This is a genomic window from Vibrio sp. YT-15 (assembly GCF_033337445.1).
In the GTDB taxonomy this organism is placed as follows: Bacteria; Pseudomonadota; Gammaproteobacteria; order Enterobacterales; family Vibrionaceae; genus Vibrio; species Vibrio alginolyticus.
This window is the reverse complement of the sequence record NZ_JAWOQR010000009.1, coordinates 182,849-204,702: the sequence shown is the minus strand read 5'-3', so window position 1 is coordinate 204,702 and position 21,854 is coordinate 182,849. Positions and strand designations below refer to the sequence as shown.

Genomic DNA, 21,854 nt, shown 5'->3' with positions numbered 1-21,854 from the left:
AAGACAAAAAAGAGGCGACTAAGCCTCTTTTTTATTCATTGCATTATACAGTCGTTACTCGCCATTTATGGCTTTAATGACTGACGAGTAAAGCCTTTGTGACCACACTTAATACACGGAATGATTACTGTTGGGTGGTTATACGTTGTCTTGTGACCACACTCATCACAAACTAAAGTGCCTAAGCCTATCACCTCTCCTGCTTCATATAGCCCTTGATGCTCTAAGTCATCGAACAACTCAACCCACTCAACTTTAGTTCGGTCTGTAATCTCTAACAGCCCTTGCCATATCGAATCCGCAATCGTTAAGTAAAACGGACCGCTTTTGCTATCCTCGTAACTCTCTGAAAACTCTTTTAAGTCTGCTTTAAGGTACGCTTTGATTAAAGCCAATTCATCTTTGGTCAAGTCATTAGCAGCATCCACCACTTTGCCCGACGTCTCAATCGCTTTGTTAACTTCTTCCGGACTGTGCTTCAAGGTTTCAATCACATCCTCGAGCATTTCCTCATAACCTGTTTTACGTTTAGGCATAACTGACCTCCATCTTTCTCCTACCTGCGTCACTTAAGGGCGCATGGGTACAGATTGGCTATTGTTGTGATCCCTAGCTTTAGGTATTCTATGACGATCTATTTAAGTCTGTTCTAACCGAACTCACAAATTCCAAGATAACGGATACCATCGATGCAAGAACAATACAACCCACAAGATATTGAACAAAAAGTTCAAAAGCACTGGGATGACAACAAAACCTTTGTTGTAAGTGAAGACCCAAATAAAGAAAAATTCTACTGTCTGTCCATGTTCCCATACCCAAGTGGTCGACTGCACATGGGTCACGTGCGCAACTACACTATCGGTGATGTAGTATCTCGTTTCCAACGCCTACAAGGCAAAAACGTGATGCAACCAATCGGTTGGGACGCATTCGGTCTACCTGCAGAAAACGCAGCAGTAAAAAACAAAACTGCGCCAGCACCTTGGACTTACGAAAACATCGAATACATGAAGAACCAACTTAAGCTTCTAGGCTTTGGTTACGATTGGAACCGTGAATTCGCAACATGTACACCGGAGTACTACCGCTGGGAACAAGAGTTCTTCACTAAACTTTACGAGAAAGGTTTAGTTTACAAAAAGACTTCTTCTGTTAACTGGTGTCCTAACGACCAAACTGTTCTTGCAAACGAGCAGGTTGAAGACGGTTGTTGCTGGCGTTGTGATACGCCTGTAGAGCAAAAAGAAATCCCTCAATGGTTCATCAAAATCACTGAGTACGCTCAAGAGCTACTAGACGACTTAGACAAGCTTGAAGGTTGGCCTGAAATGGTGAAAACCATGCAGCGCAACTGGATTGGTCGTTCTGAAGGTGTTGAACTGAAGTTTGAAGTTAAGGGTCAACAAGACCTAGAAGTTTACACAACACGTCCAGATACGCTAATGGGTGTGACTTACGTGGGTATCGCAGCCGGCCACCCTCTTGCAGCTCTTGCAGCAGAGAACAATCCAGAGCTTGCAGCGTTTATCGACGAATGTAAGAACAACAAGGTTGCAGAAGCTGAGCTAGCGACAATGGAGAAGAAAGGTATGGCAACTGGCCTTACTGCTATTCATCCATTGAACGGCCGCGAAGTACCAGTATACGTAGCAAACTTCGTTCTGATGGACTACGGTACAGGCGCGGTAATGGCTGTACCTGCGCACGACCAACGTGACTACGAGTTCGCAACGAAGTACGGTCTAGACATCGTGCCAGTTATCAAGCCTGCTGATGGCAGCGAGCTAGACATCTCTGAAGCAGCATACACTGAGAAAGGTGTACTGTTCGATTCAGGTGAATTCGATGGCCTAGAATTCCAAGCGGCATTCGACGCAATCGCAGCGAAGCTAGAAGCAGAGGGCAAAGGCACTAAGACTGTAAACTTCCGTCTACGCGACTGGGGTGTATCTCGTCAACGTTATTGGGGTGCGCCAATCCCAATGGTAACCACTGAAGACGGTGAAGTTCACCCAGTACCTGCTGACCAACTACCAGTGATTCTTCCAGAAGACGTAGTAATGGACGGCGTAACGAGCCCAATCAAAGCAGACAAAGAGTGGGCGAAGACAACCTTTAACGGCGAACCTGCTCTACGTGAGACAGATACGTTCGATACGTTCATGGAATCTTCTTGGTACTACGCGCGTTACTGTTCACCACAAGCGGACGACATCCTAGACCCAGAAAAAGCAAACTATTGGCTACCAGTAGACCAGTACATCGGTGGTATCGAGCATGCTTGTATGCACCTACTGTACTCACGCTTCTTCCACAAACTACTGCGCGATGCGGGTTACGTAACTTCTGACGAACCGTTCAAGCAACTACTGTGTCAAGGCATGGTACTGGCTGATGCGTTCTACTTCGAGAACGAGAAAGGCGGCAAAGAGTGGGTAGCTCCAACAGACGTAGCCGTTGAACGTGATGGTAAAGGCCGCATTACTTCTGCTAAAGACACTGAAGGTCGCGATGTAACGCACTCAGGCATGATCAAGATGTCTAAGTCTAAGAACAACGGTATCGACCCTCAAGAAATGGTAGATAAGTACGGCGCTGACACAGTACGTCTATTCATGATGTTCGCGTCTCCAGCGGACATGACACTTGAATGGCAAGAGTCTGGCGTAGAAGGTGCGAACCGCTTCCTAAAACGTGTTTGGAAACTAGTGAAAGAGCACACAGCGAAAGGCGCAGCAGAAGCAGTAGATACCTCAGCGCTTTCTGGTGATCAAAAAGCACTTCGCCGCGACGTTCACAAAACTATCGCGAAAGTGACGGACGATATCGCTCGTCGTCAAACATTCAACACCGCGATCGCAGCGATCATGGAGCTGATGAACAAACTAGCGAAAGCGCCTCAAGAATCTGCGCAAGATCGTGCAATCCTTGACGAAGCACTGAAAGCTATTGTTGTCATGCTTTACCCTATCACTCCGCATATCTCATACGAGCTATGGGCAGCACTAGGTGAAACAGACATTGATAACGCGGCATGGCCGACGTTTGACGAAAAAGCGCTAGTTGAAGACGAAAAAACTATCGTTGTTCAAGTTAACGGTAAGCTACGTGCGAAGCTAACAGTCCCAGCGGATATCTCTAAAGACGATATCGAACAGCTTGGTCTAAACGACGAAAACGTGGTTAAGTTCACTGATGGCCTGACTATTCGTAAAGTTATTTACGTTCCAGGTAAACTGCTGAACATCGTTGCAAACTAATCACAGCATGCAATTTGTCTCTGTTTAGCGAACTTATTTGTTAACCAAGAGTCATTAAACAGGGTAGTTCGCTACCCTGTTTATTTACCTCAAACCATTCACATGAGTGGTTTAAGGTAAATAACCCCTTCAATTTAGGATGAATACAATCAATGCGCTTTTTCTCTTTGATTAAACTACCAGTGGTATTGGTATTAGCGGGGCTTCTTTCTGCCTGTGGTTTTCACCTTCGCGGCGAGTATTCCGTACCGGAAGAGCTGCACACTATGTCTTTCTCCAGCTACGATGAATACAGTGAATTAACTCGCTATGTTCGCTCTCAACTCGAACTGAACAAAGTTGAACTTGTTCAACCATCATCGACGGTACCCAACCTTCATTTGACGGAAGCGACAATCGATGAGCGTACACTATCGCTTTATCAAAATAGCCGTGCAGCAGAAAAAGAGCTGACATACGTAGTAAAATACCGTGTGACAATTCCTGGCTATGGTTCTAAAAACTTTACGACAACAGTAAACCGCAACTACCTAGACAACCCGTTGACCGCACTTGCAAAATCTGTTGAGCGTGACGTAATTGAAGACGAGATGCGCTTGCAAGCTGCAAAACAGATGATGCGCCAGTTGGGCCGTATTCGTGCCGAATATGAAGCAGGACAAATCTCTGAGCCAGCGAACAAAAACTCTTAGTCACTATGCGAATTTATGCCGATAAGCTAACGGATCATTTAACTAAACAAGTTAAACAGGTTTACTTAATCTTTGGTAATGAGCCGTTACTGATTCAAGAAAGCCGCCAAGCAATCCAAAAGGCAGCGTTTCAGCAAGGTTTTGAGGAAAAACACCGCTTTGCGGTGGATGCTAGCATCGACTGGAATCAAGTTTACGACTGTTTCCAAGCGATGAGCCTGTTTTCAAACCGTCAACTGATTGAGCTTGAAATTCCTGAAAGTGGCGTGACAACCGCCGTCAGCAAAGAGCTGCAAACACTGTGTGATATGCTTCATGATGACATCATGCTCGTCATTGTTGGTAGCAAACTGACCAAAGCCCAAGAAAATGCGAAATGGTTCAAAGCATTAAGCTCAAAAGGCGATTGGGTAAGCTGCTTGTCGCCAGATCTACAACGCTTACCTATGTTCATTCAGACACGTTGCCGCACGTTGGGACTAAAACCCAATCAACAATCACTGCAAATGTTGGCTCAATGGCATGAAGGTAACCTATTTGCATTGTCACAAAGCTTAGAGAAATTGGCCCTACTCTACCCGGATGGTGAGCTGACCGTCATACGTTTAGAGGAAGCCCTAAGTCGCCATAATCACTTCACTACCTTTAACTGGATCGACGCCTTACTGGCAGGTAAAGCAAACCGTGCACAACGTATTCTTCGCCAACTTGAGGCGGAAGGGGTTGAGACCGTGATCTTGATTCGAAGTGTACAAAAAGAGTTGAGCCAACTTTTAAATATGCATCAAGACTTAACTCAAATGGGAATGAACCAGGTATTTGAGAAATATCGAGTTTGGCAAAACAAGCGTCCACTCTATAACGCAGCACTGGCCCGCTTATCAGCGAGTCGTATTTGTGCATTGCTCTCCTTATTGGCTCAAGCCGAGATAAAAGCCAAAACTCAGTATGACGAGTCTGTATGGCCAACTATTCATCAGTTGAGCTTAGAAACCTGCTCTCCTGATATTAAGCTGGCAATTTAAAAATCAAAGCGTGATATAGTGCGCGACCTGTTTTGCAAGCAAGAATGTAAAACACTATAGAGATAAGAGACAAACCGAGGAAAACCGAGTGCTTCGCGAAGAACTGAAAGACTTTTTAGCTGATAAAGCCGACGACATGAAAGCGGAAGACATTATCGTCCTAAATGTGGAAGATAAATCAAGCGTGACAGATTACATGATCATCTGTACTGGTACATCCAAACGCCACGTTTCATCCATCGCTGACCATGTTGCAACAGAAGTGAAAAAAGCCGGTCTTGAGCCACTAGGAATGGAAGGTGAAAACGAAGGTGAATGGGTAGTCCTAGATATGGGCGACGCCATGCTTCACGTGATGCAAGAAGAGCACCGCGAACTCTACCAGCTAGAAAAACTCTGGGGTTAATCTTTTGAAAATTCAACTAATTGCTGTTGGCACAAAAATGCCAAAATGGGTTGAGGAAGGCTTTCAAGAATATCGTCGCCGTTTCCCGCATGATATGCCGTTGGAGTTGATTGAAATCTCTGCTGGCAAACGCGGAAAAAATGCCGATATCGCTCGCATCCTGCAAAAAGAAGGGGAAGCGATGCTCGCTGCGGTACCAAAAGGCAACCGTATCGTCACGTTAGATATCCCAGGTAAAAAATGGGACACTCCTCAACTCGCTGAGCAGTTAGAAGCTTGGAAATTAGATGGCCGTGATGTATCAATATTAATCGGCGGTCCTGAAGGACTCGCTCCTGCATGCAAAGCTGCAGCAGACCAAAGCTGGTCATTGTCTGCCTTAACGCTACCCCACCCTCTAGTGCGTATCGTAATGGCAGAAAGCTTGTACCGAGCGTGGAGCATCACCGCTAACCACCCTTATCATCGCGAATAATCGTTGTTTAACTTTAGAGCCAAGCGTTAATGATTCGTAAACGCCGCAGTCAAATCCGAGATTATCAAGCCGAAGCGCGTCTGTTTGCCAGCCGCGCTATTGTTGCTTTTATCGGCATTGTTGTCTTGATGGGAGCTCTGGTTGCCAACATGTACAACATTCAGGTGAACCAGTTTCAAGACTATCAAACCCGCTCGAACGATAACCGCATCAAAGTGGTGCCTATCGCGCCTAACCGAGGTCTAATTTATGACCGAAATGGCGTTTTACTGGCAGAGAACCGTCCCGTCTTTAACTTAGAACTGACCCCAGAAAAAATTAAAGACATTGATGCAACCATCCAAGAATTACAAACTATTCTGGAAATTACACCAGACCAGATTGAACGTTTCCACCACGAGCGTAAACGGACTCGTCGATTTAAATCGGTCCCACTGCTTACCCAACTGAACGAAAAACAAGTAGCGGTATTCTCCGTCAATCAGTACCGCTTTCCGGGTGTGGAAATAAGTGCGACCTTAAAGCGCTACTACCCTTTCAGCGAAGTCTTAACCCACGTGATTGGTTACGTTTCTCGAATCAATGATCGCGACATGCAGCGCCTGATCCGAGAAGAAAAAGACGCAAACTATCAAGCCACTCGCGACATTGGTAAGCTGGGTATTGAAAAATACTACGAAGACCTCTTACACGGTACAGCCGGATATCAAGAAGTCGAGGTAAACAGCCGCGGCCGAGTAATCCGTACCTTAAAGTACGTTCCACCTGTACCCGGAAAAGACATCGTTTTAAACCTTGATATCAACTTGCAGTTGTACGTACACCAATTATTGGACGGCCGCCGAGGCAGTGCTGTAGTAATCGATCCTAGAGACAACGGCGTACTGGCTATGGTTTCGAGCCCTAGCTACGATCCTAACTCGTTCGTGCACGGAATCTCAGGTAAAGACTATCGCGCCCTTTTGAACGATAAAAACCGTCCTTTGGTCAACCGCACTACACTTGGCATTTACCCCCCTGCGTCTACCATCAAACCATTTATGGCGGTAGCCGCGCTGCAAGAAGGTGTCGTAACACCTAACACCACACGAAATGATCCTGGTTATTGGCGCATACCAAACTCTAACACACGTCCGTTCCGGGACTGGTTGCGTTGGGGACACGGACGCGTCGATATCATTAAGTCGATCGAAGAGTCTGTTGATACCTTCTACTATCAAATCGCTTATGACATGGGTATTGACCGTATTTCGAATTGGATGATGATGTTCGGTTTTGGTGATTACACTGGCATTGATATCTACGAAGAAAGTAAGGCGAATATGCCGACTCGTGACTGGAAAATGTCTCGCCATAAAACCCCATGGTATAAAGGTGATACGATCCCTGTGGGTATCGGCCAAGGATATTGGACAGCAACACCAATGCAAATCGCCAAAGCAACCTCCGTATTAGTAAACGAGGGAGAAGTGATCGCACCTCACTTGCTCAAAGCGACGATAGAAAATGGTAACGACTTCGAAGAGCAGCAAACGACAGAATACGTGACTTACCCACCAATCAAGAATGTGCCTAAAAAGTACTGGGATATGGCGAAAGAAGGCATGCGTCGGGTAAACCATGGCACGCGCGGAACAGCTCGTCGCTCATTCTACAAAATGAATTATGAAACAGCGGGTAAATCAGGTACTGCACAGGTCTTCGGTCTGGGTGAAAACGAAGAGTACAACGCCGATGAGATCGCCGAGCACTTACGTGACCATGCGTTATTTACTGGCTTTGCACCATTTGATGATCCTAAAGTGGTCGTCACTGTAGTACTAGAAAATGCCGGTGGTGGTTCTAGTAACGGTGCCCCAGTAGTAAGGAAAATTTTTGACCGAGTCGTTCTTGGTCCAGAAGAAATTGAGCCTGAAAACAATGCGAAGAAAGAGGTAAAACAGTAATGAAGATGGATCCCTCTACAGGTAAAAATCGCGCCCTGTTTGAACGCTTCCATATCGACTTACCACTCCTACTTGGCATATTGGCCCTGATGGGGTTTGGCCTGGTGATCATGTACAGCGCCAGTGGCCAAAGTTTACTGATGATGGATCGCCAAGCCATGCGAATGGTGCTTTCACTCGTTGTGATGCTCGTCCTTGCGCAGCTTTCTCCACGAACTTACGAAAGCTTGGCACCTTTGATGTTCGTTGGTGGCGTTATACTGCTTTTCGGCGTGCTGTTTTTCGGTGAAGCATCGAAAGGCGCGCAGCGTTGGCTTAACCTCGGTTTTGTGCGCTTTCAACCGTCAGAGCTATTGAAGCTCGCGGTGCCATTAATGGTGGCTCGCTATGTCGGTAGACAGCCCCTTCCACCAACGCTAAAAACACTCATTGTTGCACTGATTATGGTCTGCTTACCAACCATTCTCATTGCAAAGCAGCCTGACTTAGGTACCTCGATCCTGATCGCCGCTTCCGGTATTTTTGTTATCTTCCTCGCCGGCATTAGCTGGAAAATCATCGCTGGTGCTGCGATTGCATTAGGTGGTTTCATTCCAATTCTGTGGTTTTTCTTGATGCGAGAGTATCAAAAAGTGCGAGTTCGTACTCTATTTAACCCGGAATCTGATCCGCTAGGAGCGGGCTACCACATTATTCAGAGTAAAATTGCGATTGGCTCCGGTGGTATTTCCGGCAAAGGTTGGTTGCAAGGTACGCAGTCACAACTAGAATTTCTTCCTGAACGACACACTGACTTTATCTTTGCAGTAATTGCTGAAGAATGGGGTATGATTGGCTTCCTTTGCCTTTTAGCCATCTATCTATTTATTATTGGACGAGGTTTATATCTCGCCAGCCAAGCGCAAACCGCATTTGGACGAATGATGGCAGGCAGTATTGTACTCAGCTTCTTCGTGTATATTTTTGTAAATATTGGCATGGTAAGTGGCATCCTACCTGTAGTAGGTGTACCGTTGCCACTCATCAGTTATGGCGGCACATCAATGGTAACCTTGATGGCTGGTTTTGGTATTCTGATGTCGATTCATACGCACCGAAAAGCATTCTCTAAGGCGACCTAGACATGCAAAAACGCGCTTTATATTCCTTGGTTTTCTCTGCTCTTATTTTGGCAGGCTGTTCATCAACTAGCCAAAAAGAACAAGAAGGCCGTTACGAACTCGAATCCGATGTTGCACCGGATACACCGCTTTCAGTCGAACACATCGAGGATGCGCATCCTAAATATGAACCGTACAGCCTAGGTGGGAACAAAGATTACCACTTGCGTGGCAAAGACTACAAAATAGTTCGCAATGCGAAAGGCTTTAAAGAAAAAGGCCGAGCATCTTGGTATGGGAAAAAATTCCAAGGTCATTTGACTTCTAATGGCGAAATCTATGACATGTACTCAATGACGGCAGCGCATAAAACGCTACCGTTACCAAGTTACGTAAAAGTTACCAATACTGACAACGGCAAAACCACCATAGTACGAGTTAATGACCGAGGTCCTTTTCACGATGGCCGTATCATTGATTTAAGCTATGCCGCCGCGCACAAGTTAGATGTCATAAAAACAGGCACCGCGAACGTGGAAATTGAAGTGATCAGTATCAATCAGCCTACGGACAAAAAGTCATTAGAAGCGCACCCTAGGTACGTTATTCAAGTAGCATCATCAAAAAATGAAGAGCGCGCGCGAACTTTAGGTACCGAGCTTGGTCAAAAATTGGATACAGAAACTTTCCTAGAGAGTGCGAAAGAGTCTTATCGCTTGTTGTTAGGGCCATTTACTGACTATTCCCTGACGCAAGCCACACTAGATAAAGTAAAGTTGCTCGGCTATTCGTCTGCATTTATTAAAAAACACAACACTGCCAAATGACCTCGTGTCATGAATTTCTCTTTGATCCCCCTCTTACATAACTAGGGATTCTGATAAGATGTCTGCAGTTAACCCAAAAATTTGAATTACCATGAATAAAAATAAGTTTGTGAAATCTATTCTCGTTTCTTCGGTTGCCCTTTCTGCAACTTTCGCTCAATCTGCTCTTGCATCACCTATCGTTGTTCCAGATGCCCCTCAAATCGCGGCGAAGGGCTACGTGCTGATGGATTATCATTCAGGTAAAGTACTGGCAGAGAAAGAGATGAACACAAAATTGTCTCCAGCTAGTCTGACTAAGATGATGACCAGCTATGTAATCGGCCAAGAGCTAGCGCGTGGTAATATCTCAGAAGATGATGATGTCACCATCAGTAAAAATGCGTGGGCGAAAAACTTCCCTGATTCATCAAAGATGTTCATTGAAGTAGGCACAACAGTTAAAGTACGTGACCTGAACCGAGGCATCATCGTCCAGTCAGGTAACGATGCCTGTGTTGCGATGGCAGAACATATTGCAGGTTCAGAAGATGCGTTTGTTGACCTAATGAACGCTTGGGCCAACACATTGGGTATGACTAACTCGCACTTTGCCAACGTTCATGGCTTAGATAACGCAGAGTTGTACTCAACACCATACGACATGGCACTGCTAGGTAAAGCACTTATCCGTGACGTACCAAATGAGTACCGAGTGTACTCAGAGAAGAAATTTACTTACAACGGCATCACCCAATACAACCGTAACGGTCTACTTTGGGATAAGAGCATGAACGTTGACGGCATCAAAACGGGTCACACAAGTAATGCGGGTTACAGCCTAGTAAGTTCAGCAACTGAAGGTCAAATGCGCTTGGTTGCGGTCGTTATGGGTACTAAAGATGCCAATGCTCGTAAGTCAGAAAGCAAAAAGCTGCTAAGCTACGGCTTCCGTTTCTTCGAAACAGTGGCACCGCACAAAGCAGGTGAAACGTTCGTAGAAGAAAAAGTGTGGATGGGTAACAAAGACACCGTAGCACTGGGTCTTGACCAAGATACTTACGTAACACTACCGCGTGGTGAAGCGAAAAACCTAAAAGCAAGCTTCGTCCTTGAAAAAGAGCTAGAAGCCCCAATTAATAAAGGTGATGTAGTTGGTAAGCTATACTATCAGATCGATGGTGAAGATATTGCCGAGTACCCACTAATGGCACTAGAAACCGTAGAGCAAGGTAGTCTATTTAGCCGCATGTGGGATTACATCGTATTGTTATTCAAGAGCTTCTTCTAAGAAGGACGTTAGAGTAGCAAACTTATTCGCAAAGCCGCCTGAAAGGGCGGCTTTTTAAGTTTGAGCTCCTCGTCTTGAGTTCCCCCTAATTTGACTGTACTATTTCGCACCGCAACGAATATCTACTGGAGTTATCGATATGCTAACCATCAACTCTGATGCAAAATTAAAAGACCTGCTTGAGTTCCCTTGTTCATTTACTTACAAGGTAATGGGTCATGCAAAGCCTGAACTTCCAGAGCTTGTTCTTGAAGTTATTCAGCGCCATGCTCCAGGTGACTACAGCCCGACCGTTAAACCAAGTGCTAAGGGCAACTACCACTCTGTGTCAATCAACATTACTGCAACCTCTATCGAGCAGGTTGAGACACTGTACAAAGAGTTAGGTGAAATTGACATCGTACGCATGGTTCTATAATTTTTTGATATATTAAATTTTTTTTGAAAGCAGCCTTGGCTGCTTTCTTTTTATTTATCAAAGAGATAACGAGGCTTTACATCGCTTTCAGTTAAAAATCTGTTACGCAGCGGTAGAGCATCAGGGTTATCCGGTTTATAATCCAAAAACTTTATATATTAGCAACAGGAATTCCCATGCAACACCAACTTGTTGTAAAACGACTTGGCCGCCAAGACTATGAGCCTGTATGGAAGGCGATGCATGAGTTCACCGACCAACGCACAGAAGAAACCCGTGATGAAGTCTGGTTGGTAGAACATAACCCAGTATTTACGCAAGGACAGGCAGGTAAAGCTGAGCACTTGATTAACACTGGCGATATTCCTGTTGTACAAAGTGATCGCGGAGGCCAGGTTACGTATCATGGCCCTGGTCAGTTGGTCGCCTACTTCTTGATCAACCTACGCCGTAAAAAATTAGGTGTACGAGATCTCGTTACCACAATCGAGAACCTCGTGATCAATACGCTAAAAGCATACAATATTGACTCAGCCGCGCGACCTGACGCACCAGGTGTCTACGTTGCCGGTAAGAAAATATGCTCTCTCGGTTTACGCATTCGTAAAGGATGCTCGTTTCATGGCTTAGCCTTGAACGTAAATATGGATTTAACACCGTTTCTGCGTATTAACCCTTGTGGTTATGAAGGTATGGAAATGGTTCAGGTCAGCCAATTTGGCGGCCCAGACAATGTAGAAGCCGTAGAAAAACAATTAATAGAAGAACTCGTTACTTTGCTCGATTATGAGCAAGTAGAATTCAGCACAGAAGCACCTTCTCAAGGTAATAAAGCATGAGCAAACCAATCCAGATGGAAAAAGGCGTTAAATATCGTGACGCCGATAAAATGGCATTGATTCCCGTAAAGAACATGCCTACAGAGCAGAAAGAAGTGCTACGTAAGCCTGATTGGATGAAGATCAAGCTACCAGCCGACAGCCAACGAATTCAAGACATCAAAGCGGCGATGCGTAAGAATAAACTTCACTCCGTATGTGAAGAAGCATCTTGCCCGAACCTAGCGGAATGTTTTAACCACGGTACAGCAACCTTCATGATCTTAGGTGCTATTTGTACTCGTCGTTGTCCTTTCTGTGACGTTGCTCATGGCCGCCCATTACCACCGGAAGCAGAAGAGCCTCAAAAACTGGCGAAAACCATCGCCGATATGAAGCTGAAATACGTAGTAATCACTTCTGTCGACCGTGACGATCTGCGTGACGGCGGTGCACAACACTTTGCCGATTGTAACCGCGAGATCCGTGCGTTAAACCCGCATATTAAGATTGAAACTCTGGTTCCTGACTTCCGTGGTCGTATGGACGTAGCGCTTGATCTAATGAAAGATAACCCGCCAGATGTCTTCAACCACAACCTAGAAACAGCGCCACGTCTTTACCGTAAAGCTCGCCCAGGTGCAAACTACAAGTGGTCGCTGGAGCTTCTTAAGAAGTTCAAAGAGCAGCATCCAAATGTACCGACCAAATCTGGTTTGATGATGGGTCTTGGTGAAACCAAAGAAGAAATCATCGAAGTACTGAAAGATCTACGCGCACACGGCGTAACGATGCTGACTCTAGGTCAGTACTTAGCGCCAAGCCGTCACCACTTGCCAGTAGAACGTTACGTTCCGCCATCAGAGTTTGACGAGCTAAAAGAAGTTGCACTAGAGCTTGGCTTCACGCACGCAGCGTGTGGTCCATTTGTTCGCTCTTCTTACCATGCCGATATGCAAGCTCAAGGTATCGAGATTAAATAAGCTCTCGCTTGTTTTGAAAAGCTTGTTTTGAAGAGAAAAGGTTGGCTCAGTGCCAACCTTTTTTGTATCTGTCAAATGATGATAAAAAGCCATTCTACCACCGTCATTCTGAACAGCGAGGAACGAGCGTGATTGAGAATCAGTTTCCAACGTACTGATGATTTTTTGGGAAACGCTGAGTAAAAGAGTGTGCCTCAACAAGATTCCTGCTCTCGCCTAGGCTCGTCGGAATGACGCGGTTTGGATATATTGAAAGGGACAGTGTTGGTAGCCATCTCCTTATCACACACTCTTCGCTATATCTCATTCCAAACGCCAGACAAACAAAAAGGCCCTCAATTGAGGACCTTTAGTATATCAATGTTCAAAATAGATGAGTCGAGTTCTAGGAGAACACACGGAGTTTGCGCGAGCAAGTGAGTATGTTCGACACCGAAATTGACTCATTCTATGAAGAATAGTTAGGCGTAAACCGGTAGACGCTTACAAATTTCGAGCACTTTCTGTTTAGTCGCTTCGATAACTTCTTCGTTGCCGATGTTATCTAGAACGTCACACATCCAGTTTGCTAGCTCTTTTGCATCTTCTTCAGTGAAGCCACGGCGAGTGATCGCTGGCGTACCTACACGGATACCAGACGTTACGAATGGGCTGCGTGGGTCATTTGGTACTGAGTTCTTGTTTACAGTGATGTTTGCTGCACCTAGTGCCGCGTCTGCGTCTTTACCAGTGATATCTTTGTCGATTAGGTCAACAAGGAACAAGTGGTTTTCTGTACCGTTAGATACGATTTTGTAGCCACGCTCTTGGAACTGACCAACCATTGCTTTTGCGTTTTTCACTACGCGAGCTTGATAAGCTTTGAACTCTGGCTCCATCGCTTCTTTGAACGCTACTGCTTTACCAGCGATAACGTGCATTAGAGGGCCACCTTGACCACCAGGGAACACTGCTGAGTTCAATTTCTTGTACATATCTTCGCCAGCATTTGACAAGATAAGACCACCGCGAGGACCTGCTAGTGTTTTGTGCGTCGTTGTTGTTACCACGTGAGCATGCGGTACTGGTGTTGGGTATTCACCGGCGGCGATAAGACCAGCTACGTGCGCCATATCAACAAATAAGTAAGCACCTGCTTTGTCAGCGATTTCACGCATGCGTTTCCAATCAACGATTTGCGAGTAAGCAGAGAAACCACCGATGATCATCTTAGGTTTGTGTTCAAGTGCTAGCTGTTCCATCTCGTCGTAGTTGATTTGACCAGCTTCATCGATACCGTAAGGGATAACGTTGTAGTGCTTACCCGAGAAGTTTACTGGTGAACCGTGAGTTAGGTGACCACCGTGTGCTAGGCTCATGCCTAAAACTGTATCGCCAGGGTTAAGAAGCGCCATGTAAACTGCGCTGTTTGCTTGAGAACCTGAGTGAGGCTGTACGTTAGCGTACTCACAACCAAATAGTTGGCATGCACGCTCAATTGCTAGTGCTTCAGCTTTATCTACGTACTCACAACCGCCGTAGTAACGCTTACCTGGGTAGCCTTCAGCGTATTTGTTCGTTAGCTGAGAACCTTGCGCTTCCATTACACGTGGGCTTGTGTAGTTTTCAGAAGCGATAAGTTCAATGTGTTCTTCCTGGCGAAGAGTTTCTTCCTGGATAGCTGCGAACAGTTCCGCATCGTAATCTGCGATGTTCATATCACGCTTAAGCATCTGTATCTCCTGACTCAGATTAGTACTGAAAGTTGCAAAAAAACTGTTGAATGACCCGACGCAAACGTTTTCGTCACCCTAATGGCGCGCATTCTACATAATTTGATTTAGGTCATAAAGAGAAATTTACAATTTTTCTCATGCAGTTTTTTCATGATGACAAGCAATGTTTATCATGCCAGCATTGCAATCGCATAACGACAATCTATTGCCTGTCAAATTTGTGCTTTACACCCTGTAAAACAGCAATTACATAGGTTTACCGTAAATTTTACCCTCTAGCTACCGAAAAGATCATCTTTTTACTACTATGCACGCCTTATTTATCACTAATGACTGCAACATTGATGGAAAAACACTCATTAAAAGAAGACTGGATAGCGATTCTCACGGGTACCTTTTTAGTAGCTCAAGGCGTTTTCTTTCTCCAATCCGCGAACCTTCTAACGGGAGGCACGACTGGATTGGCTCTGCTTGTTAGCCAATTTACACCTTTTACCTTTGGTGTGCTGTACTTTTTAGCAAACAGTCCTTTTTACTTACTAGCATGGAAACGCTTCGGCCGTCATTTCGCCATTAATAGTGCCATTTCTGGCGCGTTGGTTTCTATCTTTGCCGATCATCTTTATTTGCTAATCTCGCTCGAATCGGTAAATGAAGTTTATTGCGCCGTCGCAGGTGGGCTTTTAATGGGGCTCGGTATGCTGATCCTATTCAGACATCGCTCCAGCTTAGGTGGCTTTAACGTGCTGTGTTTGTTTATCCAAGACAAATTTGGCATTTCAGTTGGCAAAAGCCAAATGGCAATCGATGCATGTATCCTGTTTGCTTCATTCTTCTTTGTCACACCAGAAGTGATTGGCCTTTCAATTTTGGGGGCGTTTGCACTCAATGTCGTGTTAGCGATGAACCACAAACCGCACCGCTATTCCGTGACCTACGGTTCATAAATTTTTGATAATGATTGAAGCGCGATTTATAAGATTTCGCGCTCCAATCGCTATATAATACTTCGCGATTTCCAAATAGATCGGTACGGTATGCGCGACTTTCTGCAACAAGCTAAACAGACTCACAGTTGTATTGCGATTGGAGAGCTGATCTATAACCCGAAGACACAGAGCCTTCATCAAGATGCTATCGCGATTGATCTTGAACCTCGCACCGTTGAATTATTAGAACTGCTGTTAACAAGCGTTGGCCACCCACTCTCTGCTGACACCATTATTGAAACCATTTGGCAGAGCAAGTTCATCTCTAAGAATGTGCTCACGAACCGCATTAGCACCTTACGTGCCCTGCTACAGCAGTACTTACCCGAATACGATGCCGCTAAGCTTTTAGTCACTTACCCCCGCAAAGGCTATTTTCTTAACCCTGCCAATATTCGTTTAGTGCCACCAGCGAAAAACCATCGGCGCGTTATCTCAACCCAGGTGGCGAGTAATAAGAACTTCAAGCTGATTTTTGCTTACAGCTTATGTGCCATACTTGCGGTATGTAGCATGACACTCGCAAGCTTGTTATGGCAACGCCAAGAAATCTCAACACAACAAACACGTCATCAACTACTGATTCCCAAAGTCGAGCTACTACTCAAACGTGTCGATTCAATCGGCTCTCAGGCGCGAAAATACCGCATACTGGTCAAAGCCATCTTGCTGCAACAACAAGTCGAATATCCATACACCGACATCGCCAACCAAGATGCTCCCAGTTACTTTCTTGATCCTATCGGTCATACGCCATATTTCCCTGGCGCACGAAACATGCAGACCAGCGACTACGAGCTCAATATCGAGTTAAAAGACGGCGCAGAGCAAGGCATCTTGAAAGCGCAGATGAACCTTATTTATCCTGCGACGGGCAAGCTGGCGTTTCGCAATGAGTACACACTGCGTTTATCTGACCTACAATCGGATATTTTCCAAATGCACTCGGATGTCGCGCAATACTTCAATCTGCCTGCACCTTCGGCAAGTACGTGGCAGCTTTCGGATATTCACAAAAAAATGTTATTCGAGAATGCCTTTTCTAGCCAACCTCTCCGACAATCTGATGAGTTTGCGGCTATAACAACGGCAAGACATCTCGCCTTATACGAGCACGAACATCAAAAGCTGGAAGCGTATTTAACTCAAGTACAATCGTCGTTTGATGTTTTGCCAGATGAGCTGAGCCTCTGGTTAGGTCTATTGCATTTCAAATTAGGTAACTTAGACAGGGCAAAAGCTCTGTTAACGACACCAGATGGCGACTCACGTATCCAAAACGCACTGATTTATACCTTTGTGTCTCACATTGCTTATAAGCAGAACAAACTTGAACAGTTCCGTCTCAACTACATGGAATCACTGGTGGCGCTGCTGCGCGTTTTACCTTCCGAAACCTTGTTTGAGCGTCTTTCTCAATCTGAATCAAAAGAGACTTGCCTCCAACCGTGGAAAACGTTGCATGTTAGTGTGACCGATCAAGAAATCATAAGCCGATGGAAAGCGCTCATTAACGAGTATTGCACTAATGTGGCCAACGAAATAACTCCAAATAAAACAAAGACCTAAATATAAAATTAAGCTTTCATTAACCCCTGTTATCTTTTGTTTTTTGCCCTTTTTCTCTCACTGAACTTAGCATGCTCGCATTCAAGCAACGGCCCAACATGAAGCGGCCTTATCAATCAGGAATGTAAACCATGCTAAACAAAATGACGCTTATCGCAGCAGCAACTCTGGCTCTTTACGGCTGTGGCGGAGGTTCGTCTTCTGGCAGTGCGAATCCAAACAAAGTGCCTCAAGAAAGTTTCGACGTATCGATTCACAACTCCATTTTCGCTCCTGTACCAAACACACAATTGAGCTATTCGTTTAGCTTGGATGGCCAACCAGAGGGCGACATGAAACTGAGCTTCCAAGCGATGGATAGCGAGCAAATATTGGCAGCATTGGCACAAATCCCAAACAGCGAGGCAATGGTCCAGTTGGTTAATGACTTGGTGAACTACGGCGCCGAACAGTTCTACTATTCAGACGAGCAGTACAACGACGACGAGAGCAATACGCTTTACTTTGCAGGATCAGATGGTGCACTCCATGAAATTACTGACGCTTATTTCATTGGTCATCAGTTTATTGCCATGCTTATGCACAGCGGTCCGATTTTCCGCCTAAACGGTGACGACGTAAAAGAGAAAAGCCCGAATATTGACATCGGTGAAGAAACTATGTCTCTGCAAACCACTCTTACAGGCTACGCAGTTCACAACCTTCTAGACCGTTTTGAAGATCATGAGTGGGTACAAAACCTTCCTATGACAGCATCTTGCCAAGTGGTTTGGCAACAGCAAATCCGAGAGACTGGTGTGCGTAAAGCGTTCTCGATCTCAGGCAAGAAAATTGAAGCGGCATACCTGATGGAAGAGAACATCTACAACCTAAACTGTGATGATATGGACTCAATGGAGTTCGCCACTTCGGCAGAACGTTGGTTTAATCCGAGCTTAGGTCTGATTGAACAAATTGAACTGCTGAAAGTACAACAAGTACAAATCAACGAAGAGAAAGTGCAGCTAACAGCGATTGAAACAAAATAAGCTAGAGATATCTCAATAAAAGAAGGCTTTGGGGAGCACACCAAAGCCTTCATCTCGAATATCAATCCTAGGGGTGATGACACCCGAGTTTATTCTTCTATCAACAAAATACGAGTTTCGTAAGGTCGTAACACTTGATGGTTTGACGCGACTGCGCTCGCTGAGTTTTGATAGTTAGATAGCAAGTTTTTCGCTTTACTCATATCAAAACGTTCTGGCAGAACGCATTCCACCTCTTCAGCGTAGTAGTTATTGATACACAGCAGCGTTTGCTTATCGTTCTGACGAGCGTAAGCGAAAATACGTTTGTGCTCTGGCAGTAAATCTTCATAACGGCCATCGGTGATGACTGGAACCTGTTTACGCAGTTCAATCAGACGCTTGTAAAAGTAGAACACCGAGTTTAAATCGGCAACCGCAGCTTCAGCATTGATTTCAGTGTAATTCTGCGCCACTTCAAGCCAAGGCGTGCCCTCAGTAAAGCCCGCGTGTTTTGCACTGTTCCATTGCATTGGTGTACGTGAGTTATCACGCGACTTCTGTGCCAAGATCGCCATCATATCGTCATGAGATACACCATCACGGTTGACCATGATGTCGTACATGTTAGTACTTTCAACATCACGATATTGGCTGATTTCGGTATAACCCGGGTTGGTCATGCCGATCTCTTCCCCCTGGTAAACATAAGGTGTGCCTTGCATCATGTGCACTGATGCCGCAAGCATCTTGGCAGATTCAACACGGTATTGCTCGTCGTTACCTAATCGGCTCACAACGCGTGGCTGGTCGTGGTTACACCAGAACAGCGCCCCCCACCCTTTGCCATTTAAGCCCGTTTGCCAATGATTGAAGATCTGTTTTAACTGAATGAAATCAAACGGCGCTTTGGTCCATTTTTCACCATTTGGATAATCGACTTTCAGATGATGGAAGTTGAACACCATGGATAGCTCTTTGCCGTCTAGCGAAGAATATTGCTGGCAGTGCTCTAGCGTAGTGGAAGACATTTCACCCACCGTCACGCTGCCGTATTTTTGAAACACAGATTCGCTAATCTCTTGAAGGTATTCGTGCACACGTGGACCATCCGTGTAGAAACGACGACCATCACCAATATCGTCACTTGGAAAATCTTGCTGCTTGGAAATCAGGTTGATAACGTCGAGACGGAAACCATCCACTCCTTTTTCTGCCCAGAAGCTGATGACTTCTTTCACTTCTTCACGCACTACTGGGTTTTCCCAGTTTAAGTCCGCTTGCTCTTTAGCAAAAAGGTGCAAATAGTACTGGCCTGTTTTTTCATCCAGCGCCCAAGCGTTGCCACCAAACTTTGATTGCCAGTTGTTTGGTTCAGCACCATCTACCGAATCTTTCCAGATGTAGTAATCACGGTATGGGCTGTTTTTATCACCCAGTGCGGATTGGAACCACTTGTGTTCTGTCGACGTGTGGTTCACTACAATGTCCATGATGATACGAATACCCAACTGATGCGCTTCTGCTAGCAAAGTATCAAAGTCTTGCATCGTGCCGAACTCAGGGTTGATCGAGTAGTAATCGGAGATGTCATAACCGTTGTCGATCATTGGCGATTGGTAAACCGGCGTCAGCCAAATCGCATCCACACCAAGATGCTTAAGATAATCCAGCTTAGAAATGATCCCTTTGATGTCGCCCGTGCCTTTACTGCCACTGTCACAAAAGCTTTTTGGGTAAATTTGATAGATGGTTGCGGTTTTCCACCAGCTCTCATCATGCTTGGTCATAGCCATTTCTAACACTCACTTACCAGTAATCGGAAACTTAAAATTTGAAAAGAAAAATAGGAGGAGGCAGCCAAGTCACTGCCTCAAATAGAATTACGCGTTTGCAGGCTCAAGCTCACCTTTGGCTTGTGCACGCTTATAAAGAATTAACGTTAATGCAGCAGGTACCAGCATTGCGACTAACATAGCCAAAGCAAAAATGCCCCAGAACTGCGGTTGGATAGACAAGATGCCCGGCAAACCGCCCACACCGATACCGTTCGCCATTACGCCCGCACTACCACAAATAGCAGCAGCACACGCACTACCGATCATCGCGCTCAACATTGGGAACTTGTATTTCAAGTTGATGCCGTACATCGCCGGTTCAGTCACGCCAAGGTAAGCAGAGATAGCCGCAGGCACTGAGATATCACGCTCGCCGTGTTTTTTACTGATGATAATGATGCCGACGACCGCAGACGCTTGAGCAATATTTGAAAGCGCAATCAGTGGCCAAATTGGCGTGCCGCCTAGCTCTTGCATTAATTGAAGGTCAACCGCGTTGGTGGTGTGGTGAATACCAGTAATGACCAATGGCGCGTATAGGAAGCCGAAGATGGTTGAGCCAATCATTGCGAAGTCACCCGTCATGGCTGCTTTTGCTGCGAATGCCACGCCGTCACCCAACATACGACCGAATGGACCAATGATAGAGTGCGCAAGAATCACAGACACAATGATTGAGACAAACGGCACGACCACTAGGTAAAGGTAAGACGGAATGATGCGTTTTAAGTTGGTTTCAATAAACGCCAGAGCCATACCAGCAAGCATTGCTGGAATCACTTGCGCCTGATAGCCCACTTTCTCGATGGCAAATAAGCCAAAGTCCCACACTTCGGGTACTTGCTTACCAATCAGGTAGGCGTTCATCAACTGTGGCGAAACCAATGTTACACCAAGCGTGATACCCAGAATCGGAGTACCGCCGAGCTTTTTCACTGTCGACCAACACACGCCAACCGGTAGGAAGAAGAAGATCGCCTCACCAATCAGCCATAAGAAAGAGTGTACCGTTGCCCAAAACTGGCTGATTTCCGTTAGCGTTTGACCATCAAACATCTTGATGTCGCCAATCACGTTACGGAAACCAAGGATCAGACCACCGGTGATGATCGCTGGTAGCAGTGGTACAAAGATTTCTGCAAGGTGGGAAATACCACGCTCAACGATATTCATGTTTTGACGAGCAGCGTTCTTCGCTTCGTCTTTGCTGGCTTCACTTTTACCCGTCAGTCCGATCAGTACCTTGTAAACTTCATCCACTTCAGTACCGATAACCACTTGGAACTGGCCTGCGTTGGTAAAACAGCCCTTCACCATCGGTAATGCTTCTAACTGTTTCGTATCTGCTTTGTCCGTATCATTTAGAACAAAACGCAAGCGAGTTAAACAGTGACTTACACTGGCAATGTTGTCCGGCCCCCCGACCAGCTCAATAAGACGCTCCACGTCTTTACGCGCAATCTTACTCATAACTTTGTCCACCCTGTATTGGATACATTCGATTCATCATTTT

19 protein-coding genes are annotated in these 21,854 nt (G+C 45.5%); 15 read left to right on the top strand and 4 right to left on the bottom strand.

Going from position 1 to position 21,854, the window contains the following annotated elements; genetic code table 11:
• Positions 1-65: 65 nt before the first annotated feature.
• Entirely contained in the window at positions 66-536 is a 471-nt protein-coding gene (locus R7D93_RS17410) for a zinc ribbon-containing protein (protein WP_005373024.1), read from the bottom strand.
• Between the two features lie 153 nt (positions 537-689).
• On the opposite strand from R7D93_RS17410, the gene leuS reads away from it, so the two are divergent.
• The 12 genes from leuS (at position 690) to lipA (ending at position 13,223) form a co-directional block, all read left to right on the top strand.
• Positions 690-3,263, top strand: a complete 2,574-nt coding sequence (gene leuS, locus R7D93_RS17405; protein ID WP_005384121.1) for a leucine--tRNA ligase — start codon at positions 690-692, stop codon at positions 3,261-3,263.
• 152 nt (positions 3,264-3,415) lie between these two features.
• The gene (lptE, locus tag R7D93_RS17400; RefSeq protein ID WP_005384122.1) at positions 3,416-3,955 is read left to right on the top strand and encodes an LPS assembly lipoprotein LptE; all 540 of its coding nucleotides are present in this window, start codon (positions 3,416-3,418) and stop codon (positions 3,953-3,955) included.
• 5 nt (positions 3,956-3,960) lie between these two features.
• Positions 3,961-4,980 (top strand): DNA polymerase III subunit delta, encoded by a 1,020-nt coding sequence (gene holA, locus R7D93_RS17395; protein WP_206949551.1) that lies wholly within the window; start codon positions 3,961-3,963, stop codon positions 4,978-4,980.
• A gap of 88 nt (positions 4,981-5,068) precedes the next feature.
• On the top strand, positions 5,069-5,386 hold the full coding sequence (rsfS, locus tag R7D93_RS17390; protein WP_005373015.1) for a ribosome silencing factor: 318 nt from the start codon (positions 5,069-5,071) through the stop codon (positions 5,384-5,386).
• 4 nt (positions 5,387-5,390) lie between these two features.
• Entirely contained in the window at positions 5,391-5,861 is a 471-nt protein-coding gene (gene rlmH / locus R7D93_RS17385; RefSeq protein WP_017821762.1) for a 23S rRNA (pseudouridine(1915)-N(3))-methyltransferase RlmH, read from the top strand.
• A 29-nt stretch (positions 5,862-5,890) separates the two neighbouring features.
• Positions 5,891-7,807 (top strand): penicillin-binding protein 2, encoded by a 1,917-nt coding sequence (gene mrdA, locus R7D93_RS17380; protein WP_005384126.1) that lies wholly within the window; start codon positions 5,891-5,893, stop codon positions 7,805-7,807.
• A complete protein-coding gene (gene rodA / locus R7D93_RS17375; protein ID WP_005373004.1) occupies positions 7,807-8,928 on the top strand; it encodes a rod shape-determining protein RodA in 1,122 nt (373 codons plus the stop codon). The genes mrdA and rodA overlap by 1 nt, the downstream gene beginning before the upstream one ends.
• A gap of 2 nt (positions 8,929-8,930) precedes the next feature.
• A complete protein-coding gene (locus tag R7D93_RS17370; protein WP_017635670.1) occupies positions 8,931-9,734 on the top strand; it encodes a septal ring lytic transglycosylase RlpA family protein in 804 nt (267 codons plus the stop codon).
• A 91-nt stretch (positions 9,735-9,825) separates the two neighbouring features.
• On the top strand, positions 9,826-11,004 hold the full coding sequence (locus R7D93_RS17365) for a serine hydrolase (protein ID WP_005384132.1): 1,179 nt from the start codon (positions 9,826-9,828) through the stop codon (positions 11,002-11,004).
• 139 nt (positions 11,005-11,143) lie between these two features.
• Positions 11,144-11,422, top strand: coding sequence for a DUF493 family protein YbeD (ybeD, locus tag R7D93_RS17360; RefSeq protein ID WP_005384135.1), 279 nt, complete (start codon positions 11,144-11,146; stop codon positions 11,420-11,422).
• Positions 11,423-11,598: 176 nt separating this feature from the next.
• Positions 11,599-12,261, top strand: coding sequence for a lipoyl(octanoyl) transferase LipB (lipB, locus tag R7D93_RS17355; protein ID WP_005384137.1), 663 nt, complete (start codon positions 11,599-11,601; stop codon positions 12,259-12,261).
• Complete coding sequence (lipA, locus tag R7D93_RS17350; RefSeq protein ID WP_005384139.1) at positions 12,258-13,223, top strand: lipoyl synthase; 966 nt, start codon at positions 12,258-12,260, stop codon at positions 13,221-13,223. Before lipB ends, lipA begins: the two co-directional genes overlap by 4 nt.
• A 461-nt stretch (positions 13,224-13,684) precedes the next feature.
• Here lipA and glyA read toward each other — a convergent pair whose 3' ends face one another.
• On the bottom strand, positions 13,685-14,935 hold the full coding sequence (glyA, locus tag R7D93_RS17345) for a serine hydroxymethyltransferase (protein ID WP_005381985.1): 1,251 nt from the start codon (positions 14,933-14,935) through the stop codon (positions 13,685-13,687).
• A 347-nt stretch (positions 14,936-15,282) separates the two neighbouring features.
• Here glyA and R7D93_RS17340 point away from each other — a divergent pair, with 347 nt between their 5' ends.
• The 3 genes from R7D93_RS17340 (at position 15,283) to R7D93_RS17330 (ending at position 18,524) form a co-directional block, all read left to right on the top strand.
• Positions 15,283-15,885 carry a YitT family protein gene (locus tag R7D93_RS17340; RefSeq protein WP_054579054.1) on the top strand — a complete coding sequence of 201 codons (603 nt, stop codon included), beginning with the start codon at positions 15,283-15,285 and terminating at the stop codon, positions 15,883-15,885.
• Between the two features lie 90 nt (positions 15,886-15,975).
• Entirely contained in the window at positions 15,976-17,496 is a 1,521-nt protein-coding gene (locus tag R7D93_RS17335) for a transcriptional regulator (protein ID WP_213877548.1), read from the top strand.
• Between the two features lie 131 nt (positions 17,497-17,627).
• Positions 17,628-18,524 (top strand): hypothetical protein, encoded by an 897-nt coding sequence (locus tag R7D93_RS17330; RefSeq protein WP_213868793.1) that lies wholly within the window; start codon positions 17,628-17,630, stop codon positions 18,522-18,524.
• A gap of 89 nt (positions 18,525-18,613) precedes the next feature.
• On the opposite strand, the gene treC is transcribed toward R7D93_RS17330, so the two are convergent.
• Positions 18,614-20,299: an alpha,alpha-phosphotrehalase gene (gene treC / locus R7D93_RS17325; protein WP_225496902.1), complete on the bottom strand. Its 1,686-nt coding sequence runs from the start codon at positions 20,297-20,299 to the stop codon at positions 18,614-18,616.
• Positions 20,300-20,386: 87 nt separating this feature from the next.
• Complete coding sequence (gene treB / locus R7D93_RS17320) at positions 20,387-21,811, bottom strand: PTS trehalose transporter subunit IIBC (RefSeq protein WP_005381959.1); 1,425 nt, start codon at positions 21,809-21,811, stop codon at positions 20,387-20,389.
• Positions 21,812-21,854 lie beyond the last annotated feature (43 nt).

Bases quoted from the DNA above. Each gene is read 5' to 3' on its own strand.
- mrdA (WP_005384126.1), top strand. From the start codon at position 5,891: ATGATTCGTAAACGCCGCAGTCAAATCCGAGATTATCAAGCCGAAGCG.
- R7D93_RS17365 (WP_005384132.1), top strand. From the start codon at position 9,826: ATGAATAAAAATAAGTTTGTGAAATCTATTCTCGTTTCTTCGGTTGCC.
- R7D93_RS17335 (WP_213877548.1), top strand. From the start codon at position 15,976: ATGCGCGACTTTCTGCAACAAGCTAAACAGACTCACAGTTGTATTGCG.
- R7D93_RS17370 (WP_017635670.1), top strand. From the start codon at position 8,931: ATGCAAAAACGCGCTTTATATTCCTTGGTTTTCTCTGCTCTTATTTTG.
- R7D93_RS17340 (WP_054579054.1), top strand. From the start codon at position 15,283: ATGGAAAAACACTCATTAAAAGAAGACTGGATAGCGATTCTCACGGGT.
- lipB (WP_005384137.1), top strand. From the start codon at position 11,599: ATGCAACACCAACTTGTTGTAAAACGACTTGGCCGCCAAGACTATGAG.
- leuS (WP_005384121.1), top strand. From the start codon at position 690: ATGCAAGAACAATACAACCCACAAGATATTGAACAAAAAGTTCAAAAG.
- R7D93_RS17330 (WP_213868793.1), top strand. From the start codon at position 17,628: ATGCTAAACAAAATGACGCTTATCGCAGCAGCAACTCTGGCTCTTTAC.
- lipA (WP_005384139.1), top strand. From the start codon at position 12,258: ATGAGCAAACCAATCCAGATGGAAAAAGGCGTTAAATATCGTGACGCC.
- treB (WP_005381959.1), bottom strand. From the start codon at position 21,811: ATGAGTAAGATTGCGCGTAAAGACGTGGAGCGTCTTATTGAGCTGGTC.
- rodA (WP_005373004.1), top strand. From the start codon at position 7,807: ATGAAGATGGATCCCTCTACAGGTAAAAATCGCGCCCTGTTTGAACGC.
- lptE (WP_005384122.1), top strand. From the start codon at position 3,416: ATGCGCTTTTTCTCTTTGATTAAACTACCAGTGGTATTGGTATTAGCG.
- glyA (WP_005381985.1), bottom strand. From the start codon at position 14,935: ATGCTTAAGCGTGATATGAACATCGCAGATTACGATGCGGAACTGTTC.
- holA (WP_206949551.1), top strand. From the start codon at position 3,961: ATGCGAATTTATGCCGATAAGCTAACGGATCATTTAACTAAACAAGTT.
- R7D93_RS17410 (WP_005373024.1), bottom strand. From the start codon at position 536: ATGCCTAAACGTAAAACAGGTTATGAGGAAATGCTCGAGGATGTGATT.
- ybeD (WP_005384135.1), top strand. From the start codon at position 11,144: ATGCTAACCATCAACTCTGATGCAAAATTAAAAGACCTGCTTGAGTTC.
- treC (WP_225496902.1), bottom strand. From the start codon at position 20,299: ATGGCTATGACCAAGCATGATGAGAGCTGGTGGAAAACCGCAACCATC.